Source organism: Streptomyces sp. NPDC004065 (assembly GCF_044903565.1).
GTDB lineage: Bacteria > Actinomycetota > Actinomycetes > Streptomycetales > Streptomycetaceae > Streptomyces.
Map to the genome: position 1 here is coordinate 23,222 of NZ_JBJDQT010000044.1, position 20,815 is coordinate 44,036.

General features: G+C 70.2%; 13 protein-coding genes. 1 reads left to right on the forward strand and 12 read right to left on the reverse strand.

The genetic code is table 11. From position 1 onward, the window contains the following. Positions 1-325: 325 nt before the first annotated feature. The 12 genes from ACI2LW_RS31850 to ACI2LW_RS31905 form a co-directional block, all read right to left on the reverse strand. Entirely contained in the window at positions 326-2,473 is a 2,148-nt protein-coding gene (locus ACI2LW_RS31850; protein ID WP_404734734.1) for a CHAT domain-containing protein, read from the reverse strand. A gap of 347 nt (positions 2,474-2,820) precedes the next feature. After that, positions 2,821-4,779: a TIGR03960 family B12-binding radical SAM protein gene (locus ACI2LW_RS31855; protein ID WP_404734735.1), complete on the reverse strand. Its 1,959-nt coding sequence runs from the start codon at positions 4,777-4,779 to the stop codon at positions 2,821-2,823. Positions 4,780-4,867: 88 nt separating this feature from the next. After that, positions 4,868-6,385 carry a CHAD domain-containing protein gene (locus tag ACI2LW_RS31860; protein ID WP_404734736.1) on the reverse strand — a complete coding sequence of 506 codons (1,518 nt, stop codon included), beginning with the start codon at positions 6,383-6,385 and terminating at the stop codon, positions 4,868-4,870. A 143-nt stretch (positions 6,386-6,528) separates the two neighbouring features. Further along, the gene (rodA, locus tag ACI2LW_RS31865) at positions 6,529-7,728 is read right to left on the reverse strand and encodes a rod shape-determining protein RodA (RefSeq protein WP_404734737.1); all 1,200 of its coding nucleotides are present in this window, start codon (positions 7,726-7,728) and stop codon (positions 6,529-6,531) included. Continuing rightward, on the reverse strand, positions 7,725-10,013 hold the full coding sequence (mrdA, locus tag ACI2LW_RS31870) for a penicillin-binding protein 2 (protein ID WP_404734738.1): 2,289 nt from the start codon (positions 10,011-10,013) through the stop codon (positions 7,725-7,727). The genes rodA and mrdA overlap by 4 nt, the downstream gene beginning before the upstream one ends. Positions 10,014-10,186: 173 nt before the next feature. Beyond that, a complete protein-coding gene (mreD, locus tag ACI2LW_RS31875; protein WP_404734739.1) occupies positions 10,187-10,867 on the reverse strand; it encodes a rod shape-determining protein MreD in 681 nt (226 codons plus the stop codon). A 15-nt stretch (positions 10,868-10,882) separates the two neighbouring features. Then, the gene (mreC, locus tag ACI2LW_RS31880; protein ID WP_404734740.1) at positions 10,883-11,830 is read right to left on the reverse strand and encodes a rod shape-determining protein MreC; all 948 of its coding nucleotides are present in this window, start codon (positions 11,828-11,830) and stop codon (positions 10,883-10,885) included. 159 nt (positions 11,831-11,989) lie between these two features. Next, positions 11,990-13,009, reverse strand: coding sequence for a rod shape-determining protein (locus ACI2LW_RS31885; protein ID WP_404734741.1), 1,020 nt, complete (start codon positions 13,007-13,009; stop codon positions 11,990-11,992). A gap of 325 nt (positions 13,010-13,334) precedes the next feature. Beyond that, the gene (ndk, locus tag ACI2LW_RS31890; RefSeq protein WP_404734742.1) at positions 13,335-13,748 is read right to left on the reverse strand and encodes a nucleoside-diphosphate kinase; all 414 of its coding nucleotides are present in this window, start codon (positions 13,746-13,748) and stop codon (positions 13,335-13,337) included. Positions 13,749-13,813: 65 nt separating this feature from the next. Further along, complete coding sequence (locus ACI2LW_RS31895; protein WP_404734743.1) at positions 13,814-14,179, reverse strand: DUF4233 domain-containing protein; 366 nt, start codon at positions 14,177-14,179, stop codon at positions 13,814-13,816. 6 nt (positions 14,180-14,185) lie between these two features. After that, on the reverse strand, positions 14,186-15,715 hold the full coding sequence (locus tag ACI2LW_RS31900; protein ID WP_404734744.1) for a bifunctional folylpolyglutamate synthase/dihydrofolate synthase: 1,530 nt from the start codon (positions 15,713-15,715) through the stop codon (positions 14,186-14,188). A gap of 1,156 nt (positions 15,716-16,871) precedes the next feature. Then, positions 16,872-19,496 (reverse strand): valine--tRNA ligase, encoded by a 2,625-nt coding sequence (locus ACI2LW_RS31905; protein WP_404734745.1) that lies wholly within the window; start codon positions 19,494-19,496, stop codon positions 16,872-16,874. 136 nt (positions 19,497-19,632) lie between these two features. On the opposite strand from ACI2LW_RS31905, the gene ACI2LW_RS31910 reads away from it, so the two are divergent. Next, positions 19,633-20,619 (forward strand): hypothetical protein, encoded by a 987-nt coding sequence (locus ACI2LW_RS31910; protein WP_404734746.1) that lies wholly within the window; start codon positions 19,633-19,635, stop codon positions 20,617-20,619. Positions 20,620-20,815: the final 196 nt, after the last annotated feature.

Genomic DNA, 20,815 nt, shown 5'->3' on the forward strand with positions numbered 1-20,815 from the left:
ACGAGCTCGTGCACAGTAGGCGGTGAGGCGTCGGGTTCTCGATCGTCGATCATGGTCGTGTGGTGCGGAACGCGTGCGCGCCCAGTCGAGTGCCGCTGCGGATTTCCTGCTGCGGTAATGCAAACTGAACCTGCCCGCCCATGATTACTGGACCGTGAAAGGTGCCACCGCTAGCCTCATTGTTCGTCTGAGCCGTCTCATTACTGCGAGCATTGCGGTCTCTACGGTCCTCACTCATCGCATCCCTGCTTTGCAACAAAGCCCCCATCGGCCCTACGACAGCCTTCCGATGCTAGAAAATAAGTATCCCCTTCGTATCCATCCGTTACGTGGGAACCACAGGAGAAGCCGGACGCCAACCCTCCAAGTCCTGCAAGTGAATTAGATCGGGACGGCCAGCAAACAAATAGAAGAGTGACTCAGGGATGTAGCCAGGATTACGGAACCAGTTACGGACCTTGGCGCCCATTCCACGGTCGTCTGCCATCTCGCCCAGCACGCGCTCGGTATCCTCGTAGACGTGTGCCGGACGGATTCGTCCAACGGACCGACTCGTCATGAACTCGGTGATCACTGGATCAGTGTTAGCGCCGCTGCTCGTTGCCCACGCGTAAAGGGCAGGGTTCCCGCTGAGAATATCGTTGACGGTGTTAGACATCTGAACGTGATGCCACAGATCGAGGAGCGTGGCATGTCGAGACCCCCCACGCCGGGTGAGTTCCTCTGCGAGGTTCACCAACAGACGCCCCATCAGCATGGCATTGCGATGTACTAGTACCGGCACCTGTGTACCTAGGACAGCCATCACTCCTTCACGCAACAGCAGGTCCGTTACGCTCACGACCCCTGCTCCTCGTGGGGCGGTATGGCACGCGCTGAGAAATACGACGGGTGGAGCGGTGTCAAGTCCGAGTGAGAGACAAGTGTCGTCTTCACCGATAGCAAGCGCCGCCGCCGTGCCGACAAGTCTGCCGTGGGCACTGATGACCAGGAAATCTGGTTTGTGCTCTGCCACGGTACGACGCAGGGTCTCAATATTAAGAGCCTCGACGCGTTCGAAGCTGATGGCATCACCCGCCATCTGGATGACCTCTCCCGTGCTGTCCCAGCCGATACGGGAGATTCTCCCCACCGGGTCACTAGGGGGTATGCACTCCGCGACCAAGACTCGGATTTTATGGGGCAGTCTGAAACTCTGAGTCGCAGTCGCGAGTTCCCACGTGACGCTTCGAGTCAGGGGGAGGAGAGGACGGTAGGCAATAGGTACGCGTGCGCTGAGCGGCGCCGTATCTCCGGGCAAAGTTAGCAGCCCGAGCGGGAAGTTGGAGAAGACGGTGAGCTTCGAAGCCCGCTTAATGGTCTCGATCGTACTCTCGCTCCATACTTGCTGAGCAACGTCATTCAGGCGGTGAAGCAGCTTTCTTACGCTCTGCGGGTTCTCTGCGGTCCTAGTGGAGGTGAAGTGCTTTTCAAGTTCAGCCAGCACAGTGAAGGCTTGTGCCGGCATGGAAGGCAACGTTAGACCCACGCCGCCTGTAGAAATAGCATGGTGGGTCGTAACGAACTCGATCGCAGAGCGCTCTACCTCAGCATCAGGCCGCTGATGCATAAGGGCTGTCCAGGTATCATTTTGGTCGCTGACATCTAGAGCGCGTATGCGTCGGCGCAGATCGCTTGTGTAGGCGCGGCGGGAGTATGCAGGAGCGACTCCGGGCAGCGCGACGGTTACCGGAACACGCAGGCGCGCGGCCTCCTCTTTGAACACCTGCGGCATACGCTGTTCAGCAACGGGCCTCGGCGTTTGCTCTCGCTCAAGGCGGGCTACCGCAGCTAACACCGTTTGGCGGTATGCGGTATCCGGAAGCAAGTCGTCACGGTTCCGATCCGCGGCCCCACGTTGGCTGTCAGGCCACCCCATCTGCCGTGCGAGTCTGTCGTAGGGCAGGGTGATAGGAGCCAAGTCCAGACGCTGCGTGAGCATCGGCACGTTGCCCAGTGCCTCGGTATCTGGCGCGAATTGACGATGAATGGCCTGCCAATGGGAGCGCAGAGTGTCGTCGGACAGTGCCGAGTATGGAGTCGCGGGGAGGGCGAACCCCAATGACTTAGCGCGCTGCTGCGCCTCATCAAGGAGGTTGTCAGGACACAGGGCGAGCGCCGGTTGTCGCCCTTGGACAAGGGTGCTGTAACTTGCCCGATCGAACGCATCAATCGGGAGTAGCAGAATGTGGTGGGCATTCATGTAGGCCTGTTGCGCCGCTTTGAGCGCCCACGCAGGGACGTCGACAAGATCCGACAGCCGGCTGGGCAAATGCAGGCAGTACCACAGCCCGAATAGGGCGGGTGCGAGCGCACGATCAAGGTTATGCGGGACGGTCAGACCAGCTTCAACACCCAGTTGTTCCTCGACCAACGGGGAGAATGCCGCGTGATCCTTTGCTTCGTCAGCTCGGGAGAACACGACCGCGTACACAAGAGGCCGCTCTACCCGGGACTCAGCTCCTGCCGCCACGTAGGCTCCCGACTCTTCGCTGGTTGTCGTCGGCCGCTGCTCCCATGGTTGAGTACACGCCTCCTGCAGGGGACGCAGCGGCAACCGCTCGGCAGCTTATTGTCGCTCAGACCCACTCCACCTCGGACTGGATCCTCAAAGAACCTCCAGGCGACGGTAGCGGCGTTCTAGGCGCCTCTGATGCCGACCGCTGCCGCCCCCTCGTGGCTCCGAGAGAACCGAGCGCTGCGGCCACCTCTTCGTCTGTGACATCCGCCACAACCTCAGCGATCCGCCGCAGCGCCTCACTCACCCGCGGTCCCCCCGTTTCAGCTGGTCGGAGACGACTTCTTGACCGTCAGCGGAAGCAGCTTCTTGCCGCTGTCGCTTACTTGTGGCCATGTGTCCATCGCCGGGCACACTCCGCAGTCGAAGCAGGGCGTCCAGCGGCAGTCCTCGACCTCGGTCTCGTCCAGGGCGTCCTGCCAGTCCTCCCAGAGCCAGTCCTTGTCGAGACCGGAGTCCAGGTGGTCCCAGGGCAGGACCTCCTCGTAGGAGCGCTCGCGGGTGGTGTACCAGTCGACGTCGACGCCGTAGGGGGCCAGGGCCTTGTCGGCGCAGGCCATCCAGCGGTCGTAGGAGAAGTGCTCGCGCCAGCCGTCGAAGCGGCCGCCGTCCTCGTACACCGCGCGGATCACCGCGCCGATCCGGCGGTCGCCGCGGGAGAGCAGGCCCTCAACGATGCCCGGCTTGCCGTCGTGGTAGCGGAAGCCGATCGAGCGGCCGTACTTCCGGTCGCCGCGGATCTTGTCGCGCAGCTTCTCCAGACGGGCGTCCGTCTCCTCGGCGGACAGCTGCGGGGCCCACTGGAAGGGGGTGTGCGGCTTGGGCACGAACCCGCCGATCGAGACGGTGCAGCGGATGTCGTTGGAGCCGGAGACCTCGCGGCCCTTCTGGATGACGTGCGTCGCCATGTCGGCGATCTGCAGCACGTCCTCGTCGGTCTCGGTGGGCAGGCCGCACATGAAGTACAGCTTCACCTGGCGCCAGCCGTTGCCGTACGCCGTGGCGACCGTCCTGATCAGGTCCTCTTCCGAGACCATCTTGTTGATGACCTTGCGGATGCGCTCCGAGCCGCCCTCGGGGGCGAAGGTCAGGCCCGAGCGCCGGCCGTTGCGGGTCAGCTCGTTGGCCAGGTCGATGTTGAAGGCGTCGACGCGGGTGGAGGGCAGCGAGAGGCCGATCTTGTCGTCCTCGTAGCGGTCCGCGAGGCCCTTGGCGATGTCGCCGATCTCGCTGTGGTCCGCGGAGGACAGGGACAGCAGGCCGACCTCCTCGAAGCCGGTCGCCTTCAGGCCCCGGTCGACCATGTCGCCGATGCCGGTGATCGAGCGTTCGCGCACGGGACGGGTGATCATGCCGGCCTGGCAGAAGCGGCAGCCGCGCGTGCAGCCGCGGAAGATCTCCACCGACATGCGCTCGTGGACCGTCTCGGCCAGCGGCACCAGGGGCTGCTTCGGGTACGGCCACTCGTCCAGGTCCATCACCGTGTGCTTGGCCACCCGCCAGGGCACGCCGGACCGGTTGGGCACCACGCGGGCGATCCGGCCGTCGGGGAGGTACTCCACGTCGTAGAAGCCGGGGACGTACACCCCGCCGGTCCTGGCCAGGCGCAGCAGGAGTTCCTCGCGGCCGCCGGGGCGGCCCTCCGCCTTCCAGGCGCGGACGATCGCGGTGATCTCCAGGACCGCCTGCTCGCCGTCGCCGATGACCGCGCAGTCGATGAAGTCGGCGATCGGCTCGGGGTTGAAGGCCGCGTGGCCGCCCGCCACCACGACCGGGTGGTCGAGGGTGCGGTCCCGGGCCTCCAGGGGGATGCCCGCGAGGTCCAGGGCGGCCAGCATGTTGGTGTAGCCCAGCTCCGTGGAGAAGGACAGGCCGAACAGGTCGAAGGCGCGCACCGGGCGGTGGCCGTCCACGGTGAACTGCGGGACGCCGTGCTCCCGCATCAGCGCCTCCAGGTCGGGCCACACGCTGTAGGTGCGCTCGGCGAGGACTCCGTCCTGTTCGTTGAGCACCTCGTAGAGGATCTGCACGCCCTGGTTGGGCAGCCCCACCTCGTAGGCGTCGGGGTACATCAGCGCCCAGCGCACGTCGCAGGAGCCCCACTCCTTGACCGTGGAGTTGAGCTCTCCGCCCACGTACTGGATCGGCTTCTGCACATGCGGGAGCAGTGCTTCGAGCTGCGGAAACACAGACTCGACGGCCTCGGCGGCTTCGGCAGGCATCTCTCGCGGACCTTTGTGAGCTGACAGGGGTGACCATCCAGCGTAACCCGGTTCGGGGGCCGCCTCGTACGCCCGGAGGCCGCCGCGCTCAGCCGGGCAGCGACAGGTCGGCCCCGATCCTCCGCCAGACCTCGGGCAGCTCGGCCTCCAGCGCCGCCGCGCGCTGCTCCTCGCGCCCGTGGAGCACCCCGTACGTGAACGTCTCCTCCCCCGCCGCGCGGGCCTCGGCGGCGAGGTCGCGCAGGGCCCGGCGGGCCATCACGCTGTCCTGGTGGTCGCCCAGCAGGCTCTGCAGGGTCTTGGCGGCCTTCACCAGGCCGGTGGCCGGCGCCCCGAGCGCGGGGACGGCGGCCTCGGCCGCGTACCGGGTCCGCTTGGCCTTCTTGCGGGCCTCGTGCAGGGCGGGATCGCGGTCGTGGCCGGGAGGCAGGGCGAGCGCCGCGTCGAGCAGGGCGGACAGCTTCGCGAAGTCCTTGCGCACGGCCTTGGCGAGGACGCGCTCCGGCGGGCGGGAGGCGGCCGGTCGCAGCGGCGGGGCGGCGAGCAGCGCGTCCAGCGCGTCGAGCAGGGCCATGTGGCGTGCGCCGTCGAGCACGGCGACGAGCCGGCGGCGCGAGCCGCCGCGCCGGGCGCCGGACCAGGTCCGCAGCCGGGCTCGCACGGGCCCGGTGACCAGGTCCGGGGGCAGGGCGTCGAGGGCGGCGGTGAGGCGCTCGGTGAGCACCTCCTGGTCGCGGTCGAGTCCGAGTTCGCCGCCCAGCCACTTCAGTTCCTCGCCGACGGGGTCGGTGACGGCCCGGTCGAGGACCTTGCCGTAGCTGCGCAGGGCGCTGCGCAGCCGGCGGGTGGCCACGCGCATGCGGTGCACGGAGTCGTCCACGTCCCGGCGCACCTCCGGGTCGAGGGCGACGAGGGCGTCGCGCTGGGCGCGCAGGTAGGCGAGGACGTGGTCGCCGGCCGTGACCGGGGCCTCGGGGGTCTGCGGGGCGTCGGGGTGCGGGGCTGCGGGTGGGGCGGTCTCGGCGAGGGCGCGGGCGACCTTGGAGGCGGCGGAGGAGGGCCGTACGCCGGCTCTGCGCAGGCGTTGCTCCACGATGTCGAGGAGCGCCGGGTCGCCGCCGTCGGCCAGTTCCACCTCGATCTCGGTCCACTGGGCGGAGCCGCCGTCGCCGGTGAGCCGGTCGGCGTGTACGGCGTCCACGCCGACCTCGGCCAGCAGGGCGCCGTCCGCGTCGACGAGGTGGCTGACGTCGCGGGCGGAGCGCAGGCGGACCTGGGGGCGCAGCGCGCTGCCGCGGACCCGGGAGCGCAGCAGTCCGGCGAGGGTCTCGGGCACGGTGTCGGACAGCGGCGCGCGGATCTCGTCCCGTACGCCGGGGGCCACGGGGAACTTCAGGTGCCAGCCCGCGTCGGCGCCTCCGGTGCGGCGGCGCAGGGTGAGTCCGGCCGCGGCCAGCCGTTCGTCGGCGGTGTCGTAGTAGACGGCGTCGAGTTCGGTGACGCCCTTGTCGATGACGGCGGCGATGCCGCCGACGCCGGTCAGGTCGGGCAGACCGCTGTGCTCGGATTCGTATTTCCGCTCGATCTCACGCTTGGTGTCCGCCATGACCCGAATTTAGTGCGTGCGGGCCGGTCGCGGCATGGGTCGCACGGCCCCTTCCGCGCCCGGCCCGCATGGGCGGCCGGCGCGCCCGGTTCTCCTCGGGCTGCCGCGCCCGGCCCGCGTACGCGCCCGGGGTCCTCCTCCGGCTACGCGGACATGGGCCGCTGCACACGGATCGACTGCAGCAGTCCCACGGCCACCCAGACGGCGAACATCGAGGTGCCGCCGTACGACACGAACGGCAGGGGCAGACCGGTGACCGGCATGATGCCGAGGGTCATGCCGATGTTCTCGAAGGCCTGGAAGGCGAACCAGGCGACGATGCCCGCGGCGACGACCGTGCCGTACAGCTCGGTGGTCTCGCGGGCGATGCGGCAGGCGCGCCACAGGACGACACCGAGCAGCACGATGATCAGACCGGCACCGACGAACCCGAGTTCCTCCCCCGCGACCGTGAAGACGAAGTCGGTCTGCTGTTCCGGGACGAACTGGCCCGTGGTCTGGGAGCCGTGGAACAGCCCGGCGCCGGTCAGGCCGCCGGAGCCGATCGCGATGCGGGCCTGGTTGGTGTTGTAGCCGACGCCGGCCGGGTCGAGGCTGGGGTTGGCGAACGCGGCGAAGCGGTTGATCTGGTACTCGTCCAGGATGTGCAGCTGCCAGACGGCGAGGGCGCCGAGCGCTCCCGCGGTCAGCAGCCCGAAGACCCAGCGGTTGGAGGCGCCGGAGGCGAGCAGCACCCCGAGGACGATCACCACCATGACCATGACCGAGCCGAGGTCGGGCATGAGCAGCACGATCATGATGGGTACGGCGGCCAGCCCCAGCGACTGCAGCACCGTGCGGTGGTCGGGGTAGGGCTTGTCGCCGGCGTCGACCCGGGCGGCGAGCAGCATCGCCATCCCGAGGATGATGGTGATCTTCACGAACTCCGACGGCTGGAGCGAGAAGCCGCCGCCGAACACGATCCAGGAGTGCGCGCCGTTGACGGTGGAGCCGAGCGGGGTCAGCACGAGCAGGATGCCGAAGACCGAGGCGCCGTACAGGATCGGCACGGCGTTGCGCAGACCGCGGTGGCCGAGCCAGATGGTGGCGATCATCAGGGCGAGCCCGATGCCGGTGTTCATGATGTGCCGGATCAGGAAGTAGTACGGGTCGCCCTGGTTGATCTCGGTGCGGTTGCGGGTGGCGGAGAAGACCAGGGCCGAGCCGATCGCGGACAGCGCGAGCGCGGACAGCAGTATCGGCCAGTCCAGCCGGCGGGCGGCGGAGTCGCGGGCGAAGAGCCGCGTCCAGCCGGCCCGTTCGGGCCCGTACCCGGAGACGGAGAAGCTGTTCGCGCCGGTCATGCGGTCGTCCTCCGGCTTCCCCCGCGGCGCCGGCGCCTGCGGGTGTCGCGGTTGCCCGTCGGGGGTGTACTGGCGGTGGCCGGCGGCTGGCCCGCGCCGGGGCCGGCGGTGCCCTGCCCGGCGGCCCGCTGGGCGGCCTGCTCGGCGGCCTGCTTGGCGGCGTCCTCCTGGTCCTTGGCCGGGTCGCCGCTGATCTTCGGGGCGGTGATGGTGCCGTCCGGCCGGACCTTCGGCAGGCCCTGTTGCGGCTGCGGCAGCAGCGCCTTCTTGTTGTCGACGGAGCCGTCGGCCTGGACGCCGTACAGCGCGCTGTAGATGTTGCGCACCGCCTCACCGGAGGCGCCGGAGCCGGTACCGGCCTGGGCGATGGTCATGATGACCGTGTAGTCCTTGGTGTAGGTGGCGAGCCAGGAGGTGGTCTGCTTGCCGTAGACCTCGGCGGTACCGGTCTTGGCGTGCAGCGGGATCTTGTTCTGCGGCCAGCCGCCGAACTTCCAGGCCGCCGTACCGCGGGTGGCGACGCCGGCGAGGGCCTCGTCCATCATGTCGCGGGTGGCCTTGGTGATGGGCAGCTTGCCGTGGGACTTCGGCTTGATCTCGGTGATGTGCCTGCCGTCCGGGCTGACGACCGCCTTGCCGATGGTCGGGGTGTACATCGTGCCGCCGTTGGAGATCGCGCCGTAGATGACGGCCTCCTGGATGGGGGTGACGAGGGTGTCGCCCTGCCCGATGGAGTAGTTGATCTCGTCACCGGCGCGCATCTTGTTGCCCTCGAGGCAGTTCTCGTAGGCGATCTTCTCGACGTAACTGCCGTTCTTCTTGCCGGTCTTGCACCAGGCGTCCTTGTTGGCCTTCCAGTAGTCCAGCTTCCACTGCCGGTCGGGGACGCGGCCGGTGACCTCGTTGGGCAGGTCGATGCCGGTCTCCTTGCCGAGGCCGAACTGGTGGGCGGCCTTGAAGAAGTAGTCCTTGGGCCGGCCCTTCTTCGGGTTGATGCCGCCGTCCTTCTTCCACTCGTTGTGGGCGAGGCCGTAGAAGACGGTGTCGCAGGAGACCTCGAGCGCCCGGCCCAGGGAGATGGGGCCGAAGTTCTCGCCCTCGAAGTTCTTGAAGACCTGGTTGCCGACCGAGTAGGAGCTGGTGCAGGGGTAGCGGCCGTTGAAGTCGTAGCCGGCCTCGACCGCGGCGGCCGTGGAGACCACCTTGAACGTCGAGCCGGGCGCGGACTGACCCTGTGTGGCGCGGTTCAGCAGCGGGTAGTCGGAGTCCTTGCCGGTGAGCGCCTTGTAGTCCTTGGCGGAGATGCCGCCGACCCACACGTTCGGGTCGTAGGTGGGCGCGGAGGCCATGGCGACGATCCGGCCGGTCCTGGCCTCCATCACCACGACGGCGCCGGAGTCGGCCTTGTAGTTGGTGCCGGTGATCTTGTCGAACTGCTGCCGGGCCGCCTTCATCGCCTTGTCCAGCTGGTACTCGGCGACCCGCTGGACCCGGGAGTCGATGCTGGTGACCAGGTTGGAACCGGGCTGGGCGGGGTCCGACTCGGCCTTGCCGATGACGCGGCCGAGGTTGTCCACCTCGTAGCGGGTGACGCCGGCCTTGCCGCGCAGCTCCTTGTCGTACTGCCGCTCCAGGCCGGAGCGGCCCACCATGTCGGAGCGCAGATACGGCGAGTCGGTGTCCTTGGCCTGCTGGATCTCGTCGTCGGTGACGGGCGAGAGATAGCCGAGCACCTGGGCGGTGTTGGACTTGCCGGGGCCGCCGTAGCGGCGCACGGCCTCGGGTTCGGCGGTGATGCCGGGGAAGTCCTCGGCCCGCTCACGGATCTGCAGGGCCTGCTTGGGGGTGGCCTCGTCGGTGATGGGGATGGGCTGGTAGGGCGAGCCGTTCCAGCAGGGCTGGGGGGTCTTGGCGTCGCACAGCCGGACCTTCTGCATGACGTCCTCGGGCTTCATGCCGAGGACGCCCGCGAGCTTGGTGAGGACCGCCTTGCCGTCGTCCTTCTGCTTGAGCAGGTCGGTGCGGGAGGCGGAGACCACCAGCCGGGTCTCGTTGTCCGCGAGCGGCACACCGCGGGCGTCCAGGATCGAGCCGCGCACGGCGGGCTGGACGACCTGCTGGACGTGGTTGCCGGTGGCCTCCTTCTGGTACTCGGCGCCGTTGCGGATCTGCAGGTACCACAGCCGGCCGCCGAGGGTGCCGAGCAGGGAGAGGACGAGGATCTGGATGACGACGAGCCGGGTCTGGACCCGTGGGGTCCGTCCGGTCTCGGGGATGTTGGTCACTGCTGTCTCCCCCTCTCAGTGCGCGGAAGTCGGTGCGGACGCCTGTGCGGACGTACGCCGGAGCATGTGTGCGGACGTACGCCGGTGTACGCGGGATGAACGACCCACCTGTGGGCGCGCGTTCCGCCCGACGGTCCCCGTTCGGGTGAACTTTCGGGTGAACTGACGGGTGCTCACAGCCGCTTGACCCCCTTGATGCGGCCGGCCCGGGCGGTGCGCGAGCGGGCCGCCCGCACCTTCAGCCCGCCGAGCGCGCCGCGCTGGCCGCCGATGCGCAGTCCGGTGCCGGAGGACAGCCAGCCGCTGGAGAGGTCGGCCGCCCTGGCGGCGGAGCCGGTCTCGGCGAGCGGGTCGTTCTCCGCGCGCCGGGCCAGCGCCATGATCCCGGGGACGACGAACGGGGCGAGCAGCAGGTCGTACACGGCGGCGCTGAGCAGCAGGCCGGGCAGGCCGACGTGGCGGGCGGCGGTGTCGCCGACCAGGGCGCCGACGCCGGCGTACAGCAGGGTGGAGCCGACGGCGGCGGCGACCACCACGGCCATCGGGCCGGTGGCCGATCTGACCTGGCCGGTCTCGGGCTTGATGAGCCCGGCGAGGTAGCCGATGACGCACAGCACGAGGGCGTAGCGGCCGGCCGCGTGGTCGGCGGGCGGGGCGAGGTCGGCGAGCAGTCCGGCGCCGAAGCCGACGAGGGCGCCGCCGACATGGCCGTACACCATGGCCAGGCCCAGCACGGTCAGCAGCAGCAGGTCGGGCACGGCGCCCGGCAGGTGCAGCCGGGACAGCACGCTCACCTGGACGACCAGGGCGACGACGACCAGCGCGGTGGAGAGCAGGATCCGGTTGAATCGCATGGGACTTCGAAGCTCCTACTGCTGCGGCCGGCCGGTGGCGCCCGTGCCGGCGCCGGCGGACGGGGTGACGGTGACGGTCACCGTGGGCGTCGGGGTCGGCTTGGGCTTGGGCGGCAGGACCTCGTCGCGCGGGTCCTTCTTCGGGGCCTGGACGACCACGCCGACGACGTCGAGCTTGGTGAAGGAGACGTACGGCGTGACGTAGAGGGTGCGGGTGAGGTCGCCGCCGGAGGGGTCGACGCGGGAGACCACGCCGACCGGCACGCCGGGCACGAAGGGCTTGTCGGCCTGCGAGCCGAAGGTGACCAGCCGCTCGCCCTTCTTCACCTCCGCCTTGCCGTTGAGGAGCTGCACGCGCAGCGGCCGGTCGCCCTGCCCGGAGGCGAAGCCGAGTTCGTCGGTGCCCTCCATGCGGGTGCCGACGGTGAAGTCGGGGTCGTTGGCGAGCAGCACGGTGGCGGAGTCGGGGCCGACGGTGGTGACGCGGCCGACCAGTCCGTCGCCGTTGAGGACGGTCATGTCGCGCTTGATGCCGTCGTTCGCGCCGGCGTCGATGGTGATGGTCCAGGAGAAGCCCTGGGCCGCCCCTATGGCGATGACCTCGGCGCCCTTGATGCCGTACTGGCCCTCGCCGGCGATCTTCAGCATCCTGTCGAGCTGCTTGAGCCGGCTGCGGTTGCGGTCGTCGCTGCCCAGCTTGGCCTTGAGGGCCGCGTTCTCCTTCTCCAGGGCGGCGAGCCGGTCGTGGCGCTCGCCGGAGTCGCGGATCGCGGAGACCGCGTTGCCGACCGGGTTGACCGCCGCCGACACGCCGTTCTCGATCGGGCCGAAGACGGTGGCGGCGGCCTGCCGGGCACCGTCCACCGGGGAGTTCTCCCCGCCGCGGATATCCACGGTGATCAGCGCGAACGCGATGGCGATCAGCAGCACCAGGAGCAGCCGGCTCTCTTTCGTGTCCCTCACGTGCGGCGGCCGTGCCCTTCCCTCTAGGAATCGGGTGGCCCCCGAGGCGCGCACCCGTGGCGCGAACCGAAGGGGCCCATTTGTGGGAGCTTATGCCTCGATATCAACGATCCGCCGTACGAGAGGCGTCATCTCGTACGGCGGAATCGAAGAGTTACCTCATCTGCGCGGCTGGGCGTCCAGGACCTGCTGGAGCGCCTCGAACTCCTCGACGCACTTGCCGGATCCGAGCGCCACGCTGTCCAGCGGGTCCTCCGCGATGTGGATCGGCATACCGGTCTCCCGGCGCAGCCGCTCGTCCAGACCGCGCAGCAGCGCTCCGCCGCCGGTGAGGACGATCCCCCGGTCCATGATGTCGCCGGACAGCTCCGGCGGGCACTTGTCCAGGGTCGTCTTGACCGCGTCGACGATCGCGTTGACCGGCTCCTCGATGGCCTTGCGGACCTCGGCGGCCGAGATGACGACGGTCTTGGGCAGCCCGGAGACCAGGTCGCGGCCGCGGATCTCGGTGTGCTCGTCGGAGTCGAGTGCGTACGCCGAACCGATGGTGATCTTGATCTGCTCGGCCGTCCGCTCGCCCAGCAGGAGGCTGTACTCCTTCTTGACGTGCTGGATGATGGCGTTGTCCAGCTCGTCGCCGGCGACGCGGATGGACTGGGCGGTGACGATGCCGCCGAGGGAGATGACCGCGACCTCGGTGGTGCCGCCGCCGATGTCCACCACCATGTTGCCCGTGGCCTCGTGCACCGGCAGGCCGGACCCGATGGCCGCGGCCATGGGCTCCTCGATGATGTGCACCTGGCGGGCGCCGGCCTGCGACGAGGCCTCGATGACCGCGCGGCGCTCGACGCCGGTGATGCCGGAGGGCACGCAGACCACGACCCGCGGACGCGCCAGATACCGCCGCTTGTGGATCTTCAGGATGAAGTACCGGAGCATCCGCTCGGTGATCTCGAAGTCCGCGATGACGCCGTCCTTGAGCGGACGTACGGCCACGATGTTGCCGGGCGTGCGGCCGATCATCTTCTTCGCCTCGGCGCCGACCGCGAGGATGCCACCGGTGTTCGTGTTGATCGCGACGACGGACGGTTCGTTGAGTACGATCCCGCGACCCCTGACGTACACCAGCGTGTTGGCGGTCCCGAGGTCGACAGCCATGTCACGGCCGATGAACGACATTGAGTTCCCCATCAGGATTCGTCTGGCCTTCCCTGGGTGCTTTTGAGGGCATATCAGGTACGGCGAGGTGGGTGCTGTGACGTGAAGGCTTCCATCGTAGACGCGCCTGCACGAACACTGCGCGAGGGTCTCCGCCATTGTCAGCAGATGGCGTACCGCCTCGCTTGTGGAGACGGTCCATCGGGGGCACTCGTTCCCCCGATCGGTACCGCATATGCCCGAGGGCGGCCGGATCTGCGCGGCCGCCCTGGTCAGGCGATTCCAGCGAGCTGACGGGGCGTCAGGAACGGCTGGTGGTGCGCGGTGCCGCCTCGGCCCCGGACGGTCAGGCGCGGCCCGGGAAGAAGATCTTGACCTCGCGCTCGGCGGACTCCTCGGAGTCGGAGGCGTGGATCAGGTTCTCCCGGACGATCACACCGTAGTCCCCGCGGATCGAACCGGGGGCGGCGGCGATGGGGTCGGTGGGGCCGGCCAGCGCGCGCACGCCCTCGACGACCCGCTCCCCCTCGACGATCATGGCCACGACGGGACCGGAGGACATGAACTCCACCAGCGGCTCGTAGAACGGCTTGCCCTTGTGCTCGCCGTAGTGCTGCTCGAGGGTGTCCTGCTCCAGGGTGCGCAGCTCCAGCGCGGTGATCTGCCAGCCGGCCTTGCGCTCGATACGGCTGATGATCTCGCCGGTCAGGCCACGACGGACGGCGTCGGGCTTGAGGAGGACGAGGGTGCGCTGGGTCACGGGGGACTCCTTCTCCTTACAGATGTGCGGTGGGACGAAGGTTACAGGGCGTGTCCCCGCCCCTGTTACGCAGCGTCAGCCGGAGGGGAGCCGGCCTCGGCCGAGCGGGCCGCGAACCGGGCCTTCGCCTCGTCCACCTTCCGTCCGAAGTGCACCGACGCCCACCACAGCGCCGCGAACACCGCACCCATGAAGTACATCGTCGGCACCACCACGCCGGAGGCGATCAGCGCCACCTGGAGCAGCCAGCCGAGCGCCACCCCGCCGGGCCGGGTGACCATGCCGCACAGCAGCACGCACAGCAGCATCGCCACACCGCTGACCGTCCACACCGCCGCCATGGACAGGTCCGGGTCCTTCATCGCGACCAGCGCGGCGAAACCGATGACGAAGAACTCGCCGATCAGGGTCGAGGAACAGAGCGTACGCACGAGAAGTCAGCCCCTCCCGAGGAGCAGTCGGGCCTCACCGACGGTGATGACGGAGCCGGTGACCAGGACGCCGCCACCGGAGAACTCGCCCTCCTCCTCGGCGAGCGTGATCGCGGCCTCCAGCGCGTCCGGCAGCCGCGGCTCGACCTGGACCCGCTCCTCGCCGAACACCTCGACCGCGATCGCGGCCAGCTCGTCGGCGTCCATGGCGCGGTGGCTGGAGTTCCGGGTGACGACGACCTCGGCGAAGATCGGCTCGAAGGCCTCCAGCAGGCCGCGCACGTTCTTGTCGCCGCTGGCCCCGACCACGCCGATCAGCCGGCTGAAGTCGAACGCCTCCTGGACCGCCTCCGCGGTCACCCGCGCGCCCGCCGGGTTGTGCGCGGCGTCCAGCACCACGGTCGGCGAGCGCCGGACCACCTCCATGCGGCCCGGCGAGGCGACCGAGGCGAACGCCTTGCGCACCGTCTCCGCGTCCAGCGGCTCGGCGCGCTGCGCGCCGACCCCGAAGAACGCCTCCACGGCGGCCAGCGCCACCGCGGCGTTGTGCGCCTGGTGGGCGCCGTGCAGCGGCAGGTACACCTCCGGGTACTCGCCGCCCAGCCCGCGCAGCGTCAGCAGCTGGCCGCCGACGGCCACCTGCCGGGCCACCACCCCGAACTCCAGGCCCTCGCGGGCCACGGTGGCGTCCGCCTCCACGGCCTTCTTCAGCAGCACCTGGGCGGCGTCCACCGGCTGCTGGGCCATGATCACCGTGGCGCCCGGCTTGACGATCCCGGCCTTCTCCCCGGCGATCTCGGCGGGCGTGGAGCCGAGCCGGTCGGTGTGGTCCAGGTCGATGGGGGTCACCACGGCCACGCCGGCGTCGATCACGTTGGTGGCGTCCCAGCTGCCGCCCATGCCCACCTCGACCACGGCGACGTCCACGGGGGCGTCCGCGAAGGCGGCGTACGCCATGCCGGTCAGCACCTCGAAGAAGGACAGCCGGTACTCCTGGGAGGCGTCGACCATCTCGACGTACGGCTTGATGTCCCGGTACGTCTCGACGAAGCGCTCGGCGGAGACCGGCGCCCCGTCCAGGCTGATCCGCTCGGTGATCGACTGCACGTGCGGGGAGGTGTACCGGCCGGTGCGCAGCTCGAAGGCGCCGAGCAGCGCCTCGATCATGCGGGCGGTGGAGGTCTTGCCGTTGGTGCCGGTGATGTGGATGGACGGGTACGACCGCTGCGGCTCGCCCAGTACGTCCATCAGCGCCGCGATCCTGCCGACCGACGGCTCCAGCTTGGTCTCGCCCCAGCGGCCCGCCAGCTCCGCCTCGACCTCCCGCAGCGCCCGGTCGGCCTCGGGGTCCTCGGGCCGTGCGGGCACCTCCGCCTGCGGCGGACCGCCCTGGGTGCGCAGGGTCCGGCTGCCCGCCTCGATCACCGCGAGATCGGGATCGCGCTCGGTCTCGGCGGCGATGATCTCGTCGAAGTGGTCGACGGGCTCTACCGACTCCGGCTGCTCGTTGTCGTCGTACGGGGGGAGGTCGCTCACGGGCCCAGTCTACGTACCGGCCGGGCGACGCCGGCGCCGCCGGGGCGGGAGGGAAGCGCCGCCGGGGCGGGGATGGCGCCGCCGCGGGGCGGGGGGTGGCGGCCTGACGGCGGGCCGGGGGGCGGGCGGCTGCGCCGGGGCGGGACGGAAGCACCGCCGGGGCGGGGATGGCGCCGCCGCGGGGCGAGGGGTGGCGGCCTGAAGGCGGGCCGGGGGCCGGGCGGCTGCACCGGGGGGAGGGCGGTTGCGCCGGGGGCGGGGCGGTTGCGCCGCGCGCGCTCCACGGCAGGTCGGGCCGGGCGCGCGGGCGGCCGCGCCGCGGTGCGCGCACCGCGGCGGGACGGCCGGCCGCGCGGCAGCGCCCGGATGGCAGGGGCCACGCCGAGTAGCAGCGCCCGCAAGCGCGGACCCGCCCCGGCGGCGGGCGGTTGCGCCGGGCGCGCGCTCCACGGCAGGGCCGGGACTGCGCAGCCGCGACCGCACGCCGGGGCCACGGCCCGGCAGCACGTCGGAGGCCGGCAGGCCGCGCAGGGGTGCGCGCAGCACCGCGGCAGGCCGGGTCCGAGCGGTGGCACCCGGGCACCGGGGGCGCTGGACGGCGGGGAGCCACGGACAACACGACCCGGGCAGCGGAGCCCAGACGTCGGGCCGAACAGGAGTCACGGACAGCGGGGCTCAAACGGCGGGGCCACGGACGGCGGGCCCCCGAACGGGAGCCACGGACAACGCGGCCCCAGGCAGCAGGGCCCAGACGGCGGGGCCCCGAACGGGAGCCACGAACAGCGCGGCCCGGGCAGCCGGGCCCGGACGGCCGGGCCCCGGACGGCCGGGAGCCACGGACACCGCGGCCCGGACGGCGGGGCCCCGGAAAGCACGGCCCCGGACGGCACGGGCCCGGACAGCGCGGGCCCAGGCAGCAGGGCCCAGACGTCGGACCCCGAACGGGAGCCACGAACAGCGCGGCCCGGGCAGCCGGGCCCGGACGGCCGGGCCCCGGACGGCCGGGAGCCACGGACACCGCGGCCCGGACGGCGGGGCCCCGGAAAGCACGGCCCCGGACGGCACGGGCCCGGACAGCGCGGGCCCGGACCGCGCGGAGCCCCGGAACCTGGTGGTTCCGGGGCTCCGGGTCGTTCGGCTCGTGGTGCCGGGCGCGTCAGGGCTGCGGCAGGCGCTCCAGTTGGGCCGTGATCCGCGCGATGTCCTCCTCGGCCTTGGCGAGCCGTGTGCGGATCTTGGCGACCACCTGGTCGGGGGCCTTCGCCAGGAACGCCTCGTTCCCCAGCTTGGCCGTGGCCTGGGCCTTCTCCTTCTCCGCCGCGGCGAGGTCCTTGGCGAGCCGCTTGCGCTCCGCGGCCACGTCGATCGCCCCGGACAGGTCCAGCGCCACCTCGACGCCCGCGACCGGCAGGGTCGCGGTCGCGGTGAAGCCCTCGCCCTCCGGCTGCAGGCGCAGCAGCTGGCGGATGGCGGCCTCGTGCGGGGCGAGCGCCGTGCCCTCGAGGGACAGCCGGGCCGGGACGCGCTGGCCGGGCTGGAGACCCTGGTCGGCGCGGAACCGGCGGACCTCGGTGATGACGGACTGGAGGGTGCCGATCTCGCGCTCGGCGGCCTCGTCGCGGAAGCCGCTGTCCTGGGGCCACTCGGCGACGACGACCGACTCGCCGCCCGTCAGCGTCGTCCACAGGGTGTCGGTGACGAACGGGACGACCGGGTGCAGCAGTTTGAGGGTGACGTCCAGGACCTCGCCCAGCACCCGCTTGCTGACCTCGGCCGGCTCGCCGCCCGCCTGGAAGACGGTCTTGGACAGTTCGACGTACCAGTCGAAGACCTCGTCCCACGCGAAGTGGTACAGCGCGTCGCTGAGCTTCGCGAACTGGAAGTCCTCGTAGAACGCGTCGACTTCGGCGACGGTCTTGTTCAGGCGGGACAGGATCCAGCGGTCGGTGGCGGACAGCCGCTCCGGCTCGGGCAGCGGGCCCTGGACCGTCGCGCCGTTCATCAGCGCGAAGCGGGTCGCGTTCCAGATCTTGTTGGCGAAGTTGCGGGACGCCTGGACCCAGTCCTCGCCGATCGGCACGTCGGTGCCGGGGTTGGCGCCGCGGGCCAGGGTGAAGCGGACGGCGTCGGAGCCGTACTTGTCCATCCAGTCCAGCGGGTCGACGACGTTGCCGAACGACTTCGACATCTTCTTGCCGCGCTCGTCACGGACCAGGCCGGTCAGCGCGATGGTGCGGAAGGGGACCTCGCCGTCCATGGCGTACAGGCCGAACATCATCATCCGGGCGACCCAGAAGAAGATGATGTCGTGGCCGGTGAGCAGGACGTCGGTCGGGTAGAACTTCCTCAGGTCCGCGGTCTGTTCGGGCCAGCCGAGCGTGGAGAAGGGCCACAGGCCCGAGGAGAACCAGGTGTCGAGGACGTCGGTGTCCTGGTGCCAGCCCTCGCCGGCCGGCGGCTCCTCGTCGGGGCCGACGCAGACGACCTCGCCGTCCGGGCCGTACCAGACCGGGATGCGGTGCCCCCACCACAGCTGGCGCGAGATGCACCAGTCGTGCATGTTGTCGACCCAGTCGAAGTACCGCTTCGACATCTCCTCGGGGTGGATCGTCACCCGGCCGTCGCGGACCGCGTCGCCCGCGGCCTTGGCGAGCGGGCCGACCTTGACCCACCACTGCATCGACAGGCGCGGCTCGACGGTGGTCTTGCAGCGCGAGCAGTGGCCCACGGAGTGGACGTAGGGCCGCTTCTCGGCGACGATCCGGCCCTGGGAGCGCAGGGCCGCGACGATGGCGGAGCGCGCCTCGAAGCGGTCCAGGCCCTGGAAGGGGCCGTGCGCGGTGATGACCGCGCGCTCGTCCATGACGGTGATGGACTCCAGGCCGTGGCGCCGGCCGATCGCGAAGTCGTTCGGGTCGTGGGCCGGGGTGACCTTGACGGCGCCGGTGCCGAACTCGGGGTCGACGTGCGTGTCGGCGACGACGGGGATGGCGCGGTCGGTCAGCGGCAGCTTGATGCGCTTGCCGACCAGGTGCCGGTAGCGCTCGTCGTCGGGGTGGACGGCGACGGCGGTGTCACCGAGCATCGTCTCGGCGCGGGTGGTGGCGACGACGAGGGTCTCGTCGCCCTCGCCGTACTTGATGGAGACGAGCTCGCCGTCGTCCTCCTGGTACTCCACCTCGATGTCCGAGATGGCCGTCAGACAGCGCGGGCACCAGTTGATGATGCGCTCGGCGCGGTAGATCAGCTCGTCGTCGTAGAGCTTCTTGAAGATGGTCTGGACGGCCTTGGACAGGCCCTCGTCCATGGTGAAGCGCTCGCGCGACCAGTCGACGCCGTCGCCGAGGCGGCGCATCTGGCCGAGGATCTTGCCGCCGTACTCCTCCTTCCACTGCCAGACGCGCTCGACGAACTCCTCGCGGCCGAGGTCGTGGCGGGACTTGCCCTCCTCGGCGAGCTGCTGTTCGACCTTGTTCTGCGTGGCGATGCCGGCGTGGTCCATGCCGGGCAGCCACAGCGACTCGTAGCCCTGCATGCGCTTGCGGCGCGTGAGGGCGTCCATCAGCGTGTGCTGGAAGGCGTGGCCCAGGTGGAGCGAACCGGTGACGTTCGGCGGCGGGATGACGATGGTGTACGCGGGCTTGTCGCTCTTGGCGTCCGCCTCGAAGTAACCCCGCTCCACCCAGCGCTCGTACAGCGGCCCCTCTACGTCGGCCGGCGCGTACTGGGTCGGCAGTTCGGTGTCGGGCGCTGGTGGCTGCTGCTGAGCGTTCTCGGTCACGGGGTCAGTTTAGAGGTGTCACGGCGCCGTCCCGAACCGCATTTGTTCTGTAACGGTGCGCACCCCGGTGCCCTCGGCCCGGCGCCTCTGCGCCAGGATGTCAGGAACACATAAGCACCTGGAGGGGAACCCAGTAATGAGCTACAACCAGCCGGGCCCGTACGGCGGGCAGCCCCAGCAGCCCGGACCGTACGGCCAGCCGGGTCAGCCGGGGCCGTACGGCCAGCCGCCCCAGGCTCCCCAGCCCGGCTACGGCTACCCCCAGCAGGCCCCTCCGCAACAGCCGCAGCCGCAGCCGGGGTACGGCTACCCGCAGCAGCCTCCGGGCGTGCCGCCGCAGCCGGGCCCGTACGGCCAGCAGCAGCCGCCCTACGGCCAGCCCCCGTACGGCCAGCAGCCCTACGGCGCCGTCCCGCAGCCCCCGGCGCCCGGCGGTGGCAAGAAGAAGACCGGGCTGATCATCGGCGCGGTGGCGGTCGTCGCCGCGATAGCGGTGGGCGCGTACTTCGCCCTCTCCGGCAGCGGCGGCAGCGGCTCCGTCGCGGACGACGGCCCGCACAAGCTGTCGACGCCGACGACGGTGATCAACGGGACGTACAAGAAGTCGGAGAAGAGCAGCTCCGACGACTCGATGAGCGACGACGACCTCGCGGACTTCGCGAAGTGGGGCGTGAAGAACCCCCAGCACGCCGGCGCGACGTACCAGAGCGGGACGGGCCTGGCGGTCAAGACGCTGTCCTTCAGCGGCGTCTACGGCACCATCGACGACCCCGAGGCGGTCGTGGACGCCATGTTCGCCAAGATCAAGTCGGAGTCGGAGAAGGACCAGAGCGGCGACAGGACCAAGGGCAAGCTGCTCGGCAGCCCGGAGACGGTGCACCCCTCGGGCCTCTCCAACGGCATCATGAAGTGCCAGGTCGCCGAGATCACGAACAACTCGTCCAGCGCGAGCAGCTCGGGGCCCAAGACCATGAAGATGCCCTTCTGCATCTGGGGTGACCACAGCACCGTCGCCGACGTCGTGTCGCTGGACCTGGCCAGCGTGGCCACCGGCGGCGGCTCGGTCGACACCACGGCCTCGCTCGCCGCCAAGCTCCGCAACGACGTGCGGGTCAAGGCCTGACGCCGCGGCGGCCGCGGTACGGCGAAGGGGCCCCGGTCGGTCTTGGGTTCTAACGGTCCTCGCAACACCCGCGATCTGTGGGAGTTGCGAGGACCGTGGCTGTTGGACGTGATGATCTTGCGGGGTTGAGGGAGCGTTTCCTTGCGCGGCTGGATGCCGTGGGGAACGTGACCGTGGTGGCGCGTGAGCTGGGGGT

Coding starts and splice junctions, on each gene's coding strand:
- rodA (WP_404734737.1), bottom strand. CDS start 7,728: ATGACCGGCGCGAACAGCTTCTCCGTCTCCGGGTACGGGCCCGAACGG.
- ACI2LW_RS31860 (WP_404734736.1), bottom strand. CDS start 6,385: ATGGCGGACACCAAGCGTGAGATCGAGCGGAAATACGAATCCGAGCAC.
- ACI2LW_RS31885 (WP_404734741.1), bottom strand. CDS start 13,009: ATGTCGTTCATCGGCCGTGACATGGCTGTCGACCTCGGGACCGCCAAC.
- ACI2LW_RS31855 (WP_404734735.1), bottom strand. CDS start 4,779: ATGCCTGCCGAAGCCGCCGAGGCCGTCGAGTCTGTGTTTCCGCAGCTC.
- mreD (WP_404734739.1), bottom strand. CDS start 10,867: ATGCGATTCAACCGGATCCTGCTCTCCACCGCGCTGGTCGTCGTCGCC.
- ACI2LW_RS31910 (WP_404734746.1), top strand. CDS start 19,633: ATGAGCTACAACCAGCCGGGCCCGTACGGCGGGCAGCCCCAGCAGCCC.